The sequence below is a fragment of the Actinomadura logoneensis genome (assembly GCF_003428695.1).
In the GTDB taxonomy this organism is placed as follows: Bacteria; Actinomycetota; Actinomycetes; order Streptosporangiales; family Streptosporangiaceae; genus Spirillospora; species Spirillospora logoneensis.
In genome coordinates this window covers 24,907-36,392 of sequence record NZ_QURH01000224.1, presented here as the reverse complement: position 1 = coordinate 36,392, position 11,486 = coordinate 24,907, and the positions used below count along the sequence as shown (strand labels likewise).

At 74.6% G+C, this 11,486-nt stretch carries 10 protein-coding genes; 8 read left to right on the top strand and 2 right to left on the bottom strand.

What is annotated here, in order from left to right; genetic code table 11:
- The 5 genes from DZF91_RS12895 to DZF91_RS12870 form a co-directional block, all read left to right on the top strand.
- A partial coding sequence (locus DZF91_RS12895; RefSeq protein WP_147341124.1) for a class I adenylate-forming enzyme family protein occupies nt 1-716 on the top strand: 716 nt, incomplete at its 5' end.
- A 110-nt stretch (nt 717-826) separates the two neighbouring features.
- The gene (locus tag DZF91_RS12890; protein ID WP_235834245.1) at nt 827-2,404 is read left to right on the top strand and encodes an ABC transporter substrate-binding protein; all 1,578 of its coding nucleotides are present in this window, start codon (nt 827-829) and stop codon (nt 2,402-2,404) included.
- Nucleotides 2,405-2,415: 11 nt separating this feature from the next.
- Nucleotides 2,416-3,372 carry an ABC transporter permease gene (locus DZF91_RS12885; protein WP_235834244.1) on the top strand — a complete coding sequence of 319 codons (957 nt, stop codon included), beginning with the start codon at nt 2,416-2,418 and terminating at the stop codon, nt 3,370-3,372.
- Nucleotides 3,362-4,327, top strand: coding sequence for an ABC transporter permease (locus DZF91_RS12875; RefSeq protein ID WP_328589160.1), 966 nt, complete (start codon nt 3,362-3,364; stop codon nt 4,325-4,327). The genes DZF91_RS12885 and DZF91_RS12875 overlap by 11 nt, the downstream gene beginning before the upstream one ends.
- Nucleotides 4,324-6,522 (top strand): ABC transporter ATP-binding protein, encoded by a 2,199-nt coding sequence (locus DZF91_RS12870; RefSeq protein WP_158587929.1) that lies wholly within the window; start codon nt 4,324-4,326, stop codon nt 6,520-6,522. Before DZF91_RS12875 ends, DZF91_RS12870 begins: the two co-directional genes overlap by 4 nt.
- 159 nt (nt 6,523-6,681) lie before the next feature.
- Here the strand turns inward: DZF91_RS12870 and DZF91_RS12865 are convergent, their stop codons facing one another.
- On the bottom strand, nt 6,682-7,122 hold the full coding sequence (locus DZF91_RS12865; protein WP_117357711.1) for a MarR family winged helix-turn-helix transcriptional regulator: 441 nt from the start codon (nt 7,120-7,122) through the stop codon (nt 6,682-6,684).
- 134 nt (nt 7,123-7,256) lie between these two features.
- Between DZF91_RS12865 and DZF91_RS12860 the strand changes: the two genes are divergently transcribed.
- From DZF91_RS12860 to DZF91_RS12850, 3 genes are all read left to right on the top strand, one after another.
- Entirely contained in the window at nt 7,257-8,465 is a 1,209-nt protein-coding gene (locus DZF91_RS12860; protein WP_117357710.1) for an MFS transporter, read from the top strand.
- Between the two features lie 226 nt (nt 8,466-8,691).
- Nucleotides 8,692-9,330 (top strand): LysE family translocator, encoded by a 639-nt coding sequence (locus DZF91_RS12855; RefSeq protein WP_117357709.1) that lies wholly within the window; start codon nt 8,692-8,694, stop codon nt 9,328-9,330.
- Nucleotides 9,331-9,517: 187 nt separating this feature from the next.
- Nucleotides 9,518-10,081 carry a dihydrofolate reductase family protein gene (locus DZF91_RS12850; RefSeq protein ID WP_117357708.1) on the top strand — a complete coding sequence of 188 codons (564 nt, stop codon included), beginning with the start codon at nt 9,518-9,520 and terminating at the stop codon, nt 10,079-10,081.
- Here the strand turns inward: DZF91_RS12850 and DZF91_RS12845 are convergent.
- Nucleotides 10,053-11,486: an MFS transporter gene (locus tag DZF91_RS12845; RefSeq protein WP_117357707.1), complete on the bottom strand. Its 1,434-nt coding sequence runs from the start codon at nt 11,484-11,486 to the stop codon at nt 10,053-10,055. The genes DZF91_RS12850 and DZF91_RS12845 overlap by 29 nt on opposite strands.

Genomic DNA, 11,486 nt, shown 5'->3' with positions numbered 1-11,486 from the left:
GGCGCGCGTTCGGGTCGCTGCGCGCGGCGGCGTCGGCGGGCGAGCCGCTGCTGCCGGCCCTGGCGGCGCGGGTCGAGCGGGTGCTCGGCTGCCCGGTGCTGGACGGGCTGGGCAGCACGGAGGTCGGGCACACGTTCGTGTCGAACACGGTCGAGAGGCGGCGGCGCGGGACGCTCGGCGTGCCGCTGGAGCCGTACGAGATCTCCGTCCGCAGCGAGGCGGGGCAGGGGCGGGTGGCCCGTCCGGGGGAGCCGGGCGTGCTGTACGTGCGCGGGCCGTCGGTGATGCTGGGGTACCTCGGCAAGCCGGGGCGGACGGCCGAGGTGCTGTCGGAGGACGGCTGGCTGCGCACCGGCGACCTGGTGCACGTGGACGGCGACGGGTTCGTCCACCACCACGGGCGGGTGCTCGACCAGGTCCTGGTGTCGGGGCGGCGGGTGTCGCCGCTGGAGGTCGAGCGGATCCTCGGGCAGCATCCGGGGCTGGTCGAGGTGGCGGTGGTGCCGGACGGCTCGTCCGCCGGGGGCCTGCACGCCTACGCGGTCGCGATCGGCGGCGCGGACGAGATGGCGCTGCTCGCCGAGCTTTTGGACCTGGCGCGGACGCGGCTGCCCGAGCACAAGGTGCCCGCGACGGTGAACTTCCTGGCCGAGCTGCCGCGCACGTCCACGGGGAAGATCCGCCGCTCCGCCCTGCGCCCCGACCTGCGGGGGTGAGTCGCCGCCCGGCATGCATCCGGACGGTGGGGTAAGTGGTCGCCGACTCGGCGTCCCGGGCGCTCCCTTGCTAGGGTCCTTGTTGCGAGATATATGCAACTAGGAGACGTATGCGAAAGTCAGCGCTGGTCATGGGGGTGGCGACGGCCCTGGCGGTCGCCGGTTGCGGGGGCGCCGGCGGCAGCGGCGGCAGCGGCGCCGCCAGGTCCGGCGGGACGTTCACCTACGCGATCGGGGACGAGCCGGAGACGCTGAACCCCGTCCTCCAGGACGAGCACATCGACCCGGTCACCGAGATGGTCTTCCGCGGGGTGACCCGCCACGACGCCGCCAACAGGGTGGTGCCCGGCCTGGCCGAGTCGTGGCGGGTCTCGCCCGACCGGCGGACCTACACCTTCACCCTGCGCAAGGGCCTGACCTGGCAGGACGGCAAGCCGCTCACCTCCGCGGACGTCCGGTTCACGATCGAGGAGATGAAGCGGGCCGGGGCCGAGGTCCCGCTGTCGCGCAACTTCGCGTCGGTCGCGTCCGTGGAGACCCCGGACGCGACGACCGCGACGCTCAAGCTCAGCCGCCCGTTCGCGCCGCTGCTGGACGCCATGTCGGTCGGCCTGTTGCCGCAGCACGTCCTGCAGGGCAGGAAGCTGACGGACGCCGACTTCGGGCGGCGGCCGGTCGGGGCCGGGCCGTTCCGGCTGACGACCTACAAGCCCGGCCAGTACGCCGAGCTGGTGCCGTTCGACGGGTACTACGAGGGCCGGCCGAAACTGCCGAAGATCGTCGTCAAGTACGTTCCGGACGACAGCGCGCGGCTCATCCAGCTCAAGACCGGCGAGGTGGACGCGGCGCACGTCCAGCCGCAGCAGGTCGCGCAGGTCGGGAAGGTCAAGCGGGTGAGGGTCGAGACCTACCCGACCGCCGACTACCGCGCGCTGATGCTGAACTTCCGCAAGCCGGTGTTCGCCGACCGGAAGGTGCGGCAGGCGATGAACTTCGCGGTCGACCGCGACGCGATCGTCAGCAGCGTCCTCAAGGGGCAGGGCAGCCCCGCGACCGGACCGCTGGACGAGTCGCCCTACAAGTCCGAGCCCGCGCCGTTCTCCCACGACCCGGCCAAGGTCGAGCAGCTGATGACGTCCGCCGGATACGCCAAGGACGGGCAGGGCCTCTGGGCCAAGGACGGCAAGACGGTGGCCTTCGAGCTGACCACGTTCGCCGAGGACTCCGCGCGCGTCGCGATCCTCAACGTGTCGGCGACCCAGCTCAAGCAGGCCGGATTCGACGTCCGGCCCAACCCGCGCCCGCGCGACTGGGTGCGCAAGCACTGGGGCGACCTGGACGCGTTCGTCGTCGGCTGGGGCACCCCCTACGACCCGGACTCCTCGGTCTACGGCCCGTTCTCGTCCAGCGAGGCGCTCGCCAAGGGCGGATCCAACTACGGCTCCTACAGCAACCCGGACGTGGACCGGGCGCTGGCCCGGGGCCGCGACACCGACGACCCGGCCGTCCGGAAGGCCGCCTACACCGACCTGCAGAAGGCGCTCGCCGAGGACCCGCCGTTCGTCTGGATCTCCTACCTCAAGACCGACAACGCCGTCCCGACCACGCTGAAGGGGCCGCAGCAGCGCACGCTGGGCCACCACGGCTACGGATTCTTCTGGAACGCCGAGAAGTGGTCCTGGTCCTGAGGCGCAGGGCGGTGACGGCCCTCGCGGTCGTCGCCGCCCTGTCCGCGCTGTGCTTCGCCCTCCTGGACACCGCCCCGGGAGACCCGGCGGCGAACATCCTGGAGGCGCGGTCGGGCGGACGTCCGCCGAGCGCCGCCGCCGTCGCCGAACTCCGGCACTCCATGGGCCTCGACGACCCGCTGCCCGTCCGGTACGGACGGTGGGTCCGCGACGCCATGCACGGGGACTTCGGCACGTCCTACAAGACGGGCCGCCCGGTGTCGGAAGTGCTCGCGGACACCGTCCCGTGGACGCTGCTGCTCACCGGCGCGGCCGTCCTGGTCAGCGTCGTCGGAGCGGTCGCGGTCGGCCTCGCCGCCGCGCTCACCCGCCGCGCCTGGCTGCGGCGCGGCATCGAGACCGCGCTGTTCGCCGTCGGCGGCATGCCCGGTTTCGTCGTGGCGCTGCTGCTGCTCTGGATCTTCTCCGCGTGGCTGGGCTGGCTGCCGTCCGGCGGGGTGTCCCAGCCCGGCCGCCCGGTCACCGCCGGCGTGCTGCTGCCGCACCTGGTGCTGCCCGCGCTGGCGCTCGCGTTCGGCCACCACTTCGGCGCGTACGCCCGGCTCGTCGAGACCGGCGTCGGACGGCTCCGGACCGCCCCGCACGTCGACAACGCCCGCGCGCGCGGCCTCCCCGGACGCGTCGTCGTGCCGCGCCACCTGCTGCGTCCGGGCCTGGTCCCGTTCGCGGCCCGGCTCGGCGTGGGCGTCGGCGGCCTGGTCGCGGGCGCGTACGCCACCGAACTGATCTTCTCCTGGCCCGGCGTCGGACGGCAGGCCATCCTCGCCGCGCAGAGCCAGGACTACCCCGTCCTCACGGCGATCGTCCTGGTCACCGGCCTGATCGTGGTCGCGGCCAACCTCCTCGGCGACCTCGCCGTCGCCTGGCTCGACCCGCGCGTGAAGCTGGAGCCCGCCCATGCGCACTGACCTCACCGATGCGCGGGCCGGTGCCGGTCCCGGCGCCGGTGCCGGTGTCGATGCCGGTGTCGATGCCGGTGTCGATGCCGGTGCCGATGCCGGTGCCGATGCCGGTGTCGGCCCCTCGCGGCGCGGGCTGCTCGCGTTCCGGATGCCCGCCGGACGGCCCGGGATGTGGGCGGCGGGCCTCGTCCTTGCCGCGATGGCGCTGGCGGCGGTCGCCGCTCCGCTGCTGACCTCGCACGACCCGATCGCGACGGACACCGGCGCGACGGGACTGCCGCCCGGTTCGCCCGGCCATCCGCTCGGCACCGACCTGCTCGGCCGCGACCTGTGGGCGCGCCTGCTGTACGGCGCGCGGACGTCGCTGGCCGCCGGGCTGCTCGCGGGAGCGGTCACGGTCGCGGCCGGGGTGCTGCTCGGGGCCGTCGCCGCCGCGGGCCCGCGGTGGGTGTCCGCCGCGGTCTCGCGGGTCGCGGACGTCCTGCTCTCGGTGCCGATGCTGATCGTCGCGCTCGCCCTGTCCGCGCTGCTCGGACCGTCCCTCGGCACGGTCGTCGTCGCGATCGCCGCGACGAGCTGGATGCCGGTCGCGCTCACCGCCCGCGCCGAACTGCTCAGCCAGCGCGAGCGGCTGTACGTCCGCGCGGCGTACGCGCTCGGGCTCTCGCGGTGGCAGGTGCTGCGGCGGCACCTGCTGCCCGGTGCGCTGCCGCCGATCGCGTCGATCGCGGCGTTCGAGGTCGGGCACGCGATCCTCACCGAGTCCACGCTGAGCTTCCTCGGCCTCGGCGTCCCGCCGAACCGGCCGAGCTGGGGGAACCTGCTGACCGAGGCGCAGCAGCACCTGCTGACCGGCGAGTGGTACACCGTCGCGTTCCCGGCCGCGTGCGTGGTCGCGACGATCCTCGCGGTGAACGTGCTGGCCTCGGCGTTCGCGCGCGGCGAGGGGAGGGCCTGGTGAGCGACAGTTCCCTGGCGCACGGGCCTGCGGGCGGGCTTGCGGGCGACTCGGTGGGCGGGCCTGCGGGCGACTCGGTGGGCGGGCCTGCGGGCGACTCGGTGGGCGGGCCTGCGGGCGACTCTGTGGGCGGGCTTGCGGGCGACTCCGCGGGCGGGCCTGTGGGCGCCGCGCTTGTCATCAGCGGACTCACGGTGGACGTCCCCGACGGCACCGGCCCCGGACGCCGCTTCCTCGGAAGGCGGGCCGCGGCGGGTGCCGGGCGGCGGGTCGTGGACGGGCTCGACCTCGTGCTGCCGCGCGGACGCGTCGTCGCGCTGGTGGGGCCGTCCGGGAGCGGCAAGTCGCTGACCGCGCGGTCGATCGTCGGACTGCACCGTGACGGGGTGCGCGTCGGCGGCTCGATCACGCTCGACGGCGGCCCCGACCTGCTGTCGCTGTCCGGACGGGAGCTGCGGGCCGTCCGGGGGAGCCGCGTCGGCTACGCCTTCCAGGACGCGACGGCCAGCCTGAACCCGACGATCACCGTGGGCCGCCACCTCACCGAGACCCTCCGCGCCCACCGCTCCCAGGACGCGACCGGGAACGCGTTGCGGGACCGGGGGCGGGAGGCGTTGCGCCGCTGCGGACTGGACGCGGACGCCGTGTGGGACGCGCGGCCGTTCGAGCTGTCCGGCGGGCAGGCGCAGCGCGCCGCACTGGCGCTCGCGACCGTCCTCGGCCCGGACGTGCTGGTCGCCGACGAGGTGACCACCGCGCTCGACCCGGTGACGCAGGCGGAGGTGCTGGACGCCGTCCGCGCCCAGGCCCGCGACGAGGGCCGCGCCGTCCTGCTGATCACGCACGACCTCGCCGTCGCGGGCCGCTGGGCGGACGAGATCGCCGTCATCACCGGTGGACGCGTCGTCGAGCACGGCCCGTCCGGGACCGTCCTCGCCGACCCCGAGCACACCTTCACCCGCTCCCTGGTCGCCGCCGCCCGCCTGGAACCACCGCCGCGTCCACCGCTCGCGGACCGCTCGGTGTCGGACGCGGGAGGGACGGCGCGAGGCGCGGACCGGGACGCGTCAGGCGCGGACGCGGACGTGTCAGGCGCGGACGCGGACGTTCCTGATACCCACGCAGGCGGAGGCGGAGAGGGAGCCGCGGCGTTGTCGCTGCGCGGAGTGCGGCGCGTGCTGGGCGGCCACGGGCGCGGGCGGACGACGGTCGCGCTCGACGGGATCGACCTCGACGTCCGGGAGGGGGAGGCCGTCGCGGTCGTCGGACGGAGCGGGTCCGGGAAGTCCACGCTGGTCGGCGTGCTCGCGGCCCTGGACCGTCCCCAGGACGGGAGCGTCGTCGCGGACGGTCGCGACGTGTGGTCCCTGCGCGACGGCGAGCGGCGTGCCCTGCGCCGCCGCACGGGCCTGGTCTTCCAGGACGCCCTCGCCTCCTTCGACCCTCGGCACACCGTCCGCCGGGTGGTCGCGGAGGCCGCCGAAGCCGCCGACGGCACGGCCGTGGACGGGGACGTGGAGGCGCTGCTCACCCGGGTCGGACTCGATCCCGGGCTCGCGGACCGGCGTCCGGCGACGCTGTCGGGCGGGGAGCGGCAGCGGGTCGCGCTCGCGCGGGCCCTGGCGTCCCGGCCGCGCGTGCTGCTGGCGGACGAGCCGACGACCGGCCTCGACGTGCTCACCCAGGCGCACGTCCTCGCGCTGCTCGACGAACTGCGCCGGGACGAGGGCCTCGCGATCGTGTTCGTGACGCACGACCTGCGGGTGGCGCGGCGGGTGGCGGACCGCGTCGTCGTCCTTGCGGACGGACGCGTCGTGGACGACCTGCCGGCCACCGCTCTCGACCTGGCCGAGGCCGCCGCACGTCCTTGCGGACGGACGCGTCGTGGACGACCTGCCGGCCACCGCTCTCGACCTGGCCGAGGCCGCCGCACTCGACGCGGCCGGGGCTGCCGCATTCGACGCGGCCGGGGCTGCCGCATTCGACGCGGCCGGGGCTGCCGCATTCGACGCGGCCGGGGCTGCCGCATTCGACGCGGCCGACGCCCCTGCGCTCGGCTCGGCCGACGCCATCGCCGCGACGGCGGCGGAGACGGCCGCCCTCCTGGCGGCCACACCCGTCCTCCACCAGCCCGCGCACTAGACGAGTCGGCCGCCCTGCCGGCGGCCACACCGATCCTTGACCAGCCAGCGCACTAAGCGTCCGCCGAAACGACTCCGGCGGGCGCTTCGGCGACCGTCCGCCCAAGCGCCCGCCGGCTGATCGTCAAGCGGCCTGGTGCCCCCTGACCTCACGCGGACTTCTCGGAGAGCCCCCGGACGGTGCCGGTAGGGGAGTCGGGCGGCGGAGGAGGTGGGTCAGGCGTTGCCGCCGATGGCCTCGATGGCGGCGACGAGGGGCTTGAGTTCCGGGAGGTCGGCGGCCCCGGCGAGGGCGGACTCCAGCGCCGCGTTGTGGGTCGGGGTGGCGCGGAGCATGAGGGCGCGGCCCTCGTCGGTGGCCTGGGCGCAGATGCCGCGCCGGTCCTCGGTGGAGAGGGCGCGCGTGACCAGGCCGCGCTCCTCCAGGCGGGCGACCAGCCGGGTGGTGGCGCTCTGGCTGAGGACGAGGACGTCCGCGAGCTGCTGCATGCGGATGTTCCCCGTCCCGGGCTTGGACAGGTGGTGCAGGGCGCAGAACTCGTTCACCGCGAGGCCGTGCTCCCGCTGCAGCGCACGCTCGATCTCGTCCTCGATACGGGCGTGCAGCGCGGCCAGCGTCCGCCAGCCCCCGGCGCGCATCTGGGCGTCGTGTGACATGGCTCACCCCTCTCCCGGTTGACGGGCTTTACTTGCACACGCATATAGTCGGCGTGTGCAAATAACCAGCGCGTGCAACTAATGCTTCCGCGTGTTACCTGCGTACGCCACCAAGTCTAACCGGAAGGATCCCCATGCCTCTCGCCCTGCTGGCCCTCGCCATCAGCGCCTTCGGCATCGGCACCACCGAGTTCTCCCCGAACGGGCTGCTGCCCGACCTGGCCCGCGACTTCCACACGTCGATCCCCACCGCCGCCCTGCTGGTCTCCGGGTACGCGTTCGGCGTCGTCGTCGGCGCGCCGCTGCTCACCGCGCTCGGCGCGCGGCTGCCGCGCAAGGGCATGCTGCTCGCGCTGATGGGCCTGTTCATCGCCGGGAACGTGCTGTCGGCCACCGCGCCGTCCTACGGCGTGCTCATGGTGGGCCGGATCCTCGCCGCCTTCTCCCACGGCGCCTACTTCGGGGTCGGGGCCGTCGTCGCCGCCGACCTGGTCAAGCCCGAGAAGCGGGCCGGGGCGATCGCCCTCATGTTCAGCGGACTCACCATCGCCAACGTCCTCGGCGTCCCGGCGGGGGCGTGGCTCGGCCAGCAGTACGGCTGGCGCTCCACGTTCTGGGCGATCGCGGTGGTCGGCGTGATCGGCCTGGTGGGGGTCGCCGCGCTCGTCCCGCGGACGCCCCGCCCGGAGACCGGGCTGCGCCGCGAGCTGGCCGCCTTCCGCAACCCGCAGGTCTGGCTCGCGCTCGGCATGGCCGTGCTCGGCTGGGCGCCGGTCTTCACCGTCTACACCTACATCTCCGCCACCATGACCGACGTCGCCGGGTTCGGCGAGGGCGCGGTGCCCGTCGTGATGATCCTGTTCGGGGTCGGCGTCTTCGCCGGCAACCTGCTGGGCGGACGGCTCGCCGACCGCGCCCTGATGCCCGCGCTGTACGGGACGATCGGCGTGACGGCCCTGCTGACCTTCCTGTTCATCCCGGCGGCGCACGACCGGGCGACGCTGATCGTCGGGATCCTGCTGCTCGGCGCGGCCGGGTTCGCGACGGTCGCGCCGCTCCAGCTCCGCGTGCTGGACGTCGCCAAGGGCGCGCCGACGCTGGCGTCCGCCGCCAACATCGCGGCGTTCAACCTCGGCAACACGATCGGCCCGTTCCTCGCGGGCCTCACGATCAACGCCGGGTTCGGCTACACCTCGACGGGATGGGTCGGCGGACTGCTCGGCGTCGGCGGGTTCGGCCTGGTCGTCGCGTCCAGCCTCCTGGCCCGCCGGACGGCGGCCCGCGAGGAGCACGGCACTGCGGACTCCGTCCGCGCCGGAGCCCCCGAACACCAGCCCGCCTGACCCTCGCGACGGCCCGGCCCGGCCCGCTTCTCACGTCGCCGGGCCGGGCCTCCCGGCTGTGCCGGGGGACGTGCGGCCCTTCCGGGGACGTGCGGTCGTTCCGGGGACATGCGGTCGTTCCGGGATCGCGCGGCCGTTCCGGGGAGTCGTGGGAGCGACCCGAGAGGGCGTCTCACCAGTCAAAACCCACTCGCCGGACTATTCGGGCGAAGCGTACTCTCGCGCCATGATGTCCCCCGAACGTCTGCTGGCCTTCTGCGCGATGGCCGTCGCGATCATCCTCATCCCCGGGCCGTCCGTCCTGTTCGTGGTCGGGCGCGCGCTCGCCCACGGCCGCCGGACGGCCCTCACCAGCGTCATCGGCAACGAGGTCGGCGCGCTCACGCTCTCCACCGCCGTCGCGTTCGGCGTCGGCTCGCTGGTCGCCGAGTCGGCGCTGCTGTTCAACGCGATCAAGCTGGTCGGCGCCGCCTACCTGGTCTACCTGGGCGTCCAGGCGCTGCGGCAGCGGCGCAGGCTCAGCGAGGCGCTCGCGGAGACGGACGGCGAGGGCACCGACCGGCGCGCCTTCTGGCAGGGCTTGGTCGTGGGGGTCACCAACCCGAAGACCAGCGTGTTCTTCGCCGCCGTCCTTCCCCAGTTCGTGGACCGGAGCGCGGGGCACGTCCAGGTGCAGATGGCGCTGTTCGGCGTGATCTTCTGCCTGCTCGCGCTGGTGCTGGACAGCGTGTGGGGGCTGGCCGCCGCGTCCGCCCGCACCTGGCTCGCCCGCTCCCCGCGCCGCCTGGCGATGATCGGCGGGACGGGCGGCCTGATGATGATCGGCCTCGGCGTCGGCATCGCCGCGACCGGCCGCAGGGACTGACCGCAGGGACTGACCGCAGGGACTGACCGCAGGGACTGACCGCGAAGTCCGAGCGCATCAGAACCGGCCGCGAAGACCGACCGCAAAGACCGGCGGAAGAAATCCGTACCGGACGCGGAAGCGATGTGCAGGACGCCGGGGCGGCTCCGACTCAAAGGTGAAGGCACCGGAGAGAAGGAGCACCACGATGCGGAAGCTGACCTACTTCGTCCACACCACCGTCGACGGCTTCGTCCAGGGGCCGGAGGGCGAGTTCGACTGGCCGGTCATGGGTCCGGAGCTGTCGGACTACTCGTTCGAGCTGAACGAGGAGAACGACATCACCCTGTACGGCCGGGTGACCTGGGAGATGATGGTGTCGTGGTGGCCGGACGCCGAGTCCAGGACGGACCACCCGCACGTCGTCCGGTACGCGCCGGTCTGGCGCGGGTCCCGCAAGATGGTCGTCTCCCGGACGCTCCAGGACGCCGAGTGGGCCGAGAGGGTCATCGGGTCCGACCTCGGCGCGCAGGTCCGCGAGCTGAAGGAGCAGGACGGCCGGGGCCTGCTCCTCATGGGCGGCGCTCGGGCCGCGACCTCGCTGGCGCGCCTCGGCCTGCTCGACGAGGTGCGGGTCGCCGTCCACCCGGTCGTCCTCGGCGGGGGGACGTCCCTGTTCCCCGGCCTGGACCGGCGGCTCGGCCTGCGCCTGCTGGAGACCCGCACCTTCGACGAGGGCGTCGTCATGCACCGCTACGCAGCGGCCTCCTGACCGGCGGCGGGCCGTCCGCGCCGGCCGCCGGGGGACGGCCCCGGTCCCGGTCCCGCTCACGGTCCCGGACGAGCAGCAGGACGCTCACGGCGGCCACCAGCGCCAACGTCCCCGCCGTCGCGTACGCGGCGGACAGTCCGGCGGCGAACCCGGCCGCGTCGTGCGAGACCGCCGGGTCGCCGGGCACCGCCGAGCGGAACACCGCGCCGAGCACCGCGACGCCGAGCGCGTACCCGAGCTGCCGCAGCGCGCCGACCGCCCCGGCCGCCATCCCGCCGCGCTCCGCGGGGACGGCCGCGACCCCCGCCGCCGTCACGTTCGGCAGCGCCAGCCCGGCCCCGAGCCCGGTCAGGACCAGCCCCGGCACGAGCGCCGTCCAGCCCGACCCCGCCGTGAGGAACGCCTGCGCGAAGCCGCCGGCACCGATCAGGGCGAGCCCGCCGCCGACCGTCCAGCGGGCCGGGACGCCGTGCAGCAGCCGTCCGGCCAGCAGAGACGTCACGAACGACACCGCCGGCAGCGGCAGGATCACCAGGCCCGCCTCCATCGGGGACAGGCCGAGCACCGCCCGCAGCCACAGCGAGGTGTCGATCAACGCCGCGAACGCCGTCCCCGACATCGCCAGCGAACCGATCATCACCCCGGCGAACGCCGGCCGCCGGAGCAGCCCCAGGTCGAGCGTCGGAGAGGCGGCACGCCGCTGGACGGCCGCGAAGGCCGCGAACGCCACCACCGAGACCGCGACCGACGTCCACAGCTCGCCGCCGCCGCGCGTCAGCCCGAAGGTGAGCGCGCCGGCCGCGACCGCGAACAGCGCGATCCCGGGGACGTCCAGCCGGCGCGCGTCCGGATCGCGGGACTCGCGTACCTTCCGCAGCGTCACCGCGACCGCGACGGCGCTGACCGGGAGGTTCACCAGGAAGATCCACCGCCAGCCGAGATGCTGCGTGAGCAGCCCGCCGAGGATCGGCCCGATCCCGGACGCGGCCCCGCTCACCGCTCCCCACACGCCGAACGCCGTTCCGCGGTCGCGTCCCTCGTAGGACGCGGCGATCAGCGCCACCGTCGTCGCGAACATCGCCGCCGCGCCCACGCCCTGCGCCGCGCGCGCCGCGACCAGCGTTGCTGCGTCCGGCGCGAGGCCGCAGACCAGCGAGGACGCCGCGAACGCCACCAGCCCGCCCACGTACAGCCGCCGCCGTCCGATCCGGTCGGCGAGCGTCCCCGCGCCCATCAGCAGCGCCGCGAGCGCGAGCGCGTAGACGTCCATCACCCACTGCAGCGCCCCGAAATCCGCGCCGAGGCCGCGCGCCATGTCGGGCAGCGCCACCGTCACGATGTTCACGTCCACCAGCAGCATGAACGTGCCGAGGCACACGGCCGTCAGCGGTCCCCACCTGCCCAT

What these genes read in the sequence shown, in the direction of transcription:
- DZF91_RS12865 (WP_117357711.1), bottom strand. Translation starts at nt 7,122, where the DNA reads ATGTCACACGACGCCCAGATGCGCGCCGGGGGCTGGCGGACGCTGGCC.
- DZF91_RS12850 (WP_117357708.1), top strand. Translation starts at nt 9,518, where the DNA reads ATGCGGAAGCTGACCTACTTCGTCCACACCACCGTCGACGGCTTCGTC.
- DZF91_RS12890 (WP_235834245.1), top strand. Translation starts at nt 827, where the DNA reads ATGCGAAAGTCAGCGCTGGTCATGGGGGTGGCGACGGCCCTGGCGGTC.
- DZF91_RS12860 (WP_117357710.1), top strand. Translation starts at nt 7,257, where the DNA reads ATGCCTCTCGCCCTGCTGGCCCTCGCCATCAGCGCCTTCGGCATCGGC.
- DZF91_RS12855 (WP_117357709.1), top strand. Translation starts at nt 8,692, where the DNA reads ATGATGTCCCCCGAACGTCTGCTGGCCTTCTGCGCGATGGCCGTCGCG.
- DZF91_RS12875 (WP_328589160.1), top strand. Translation starts at nt 3,362, where the DNA reads ATGCGCACTGACCTCACCGATGCGCGGGCCGGTGCCGGTCCCGGCGCC.
- DZF91_RS12845 (WP_117357707.1), bottom strand. Translation starts at nt 11,486, where the DNA reads ATGGGCAGGTGGGGACCGCTGACGGCCGTGTGCCTCGGCACGTTCATG.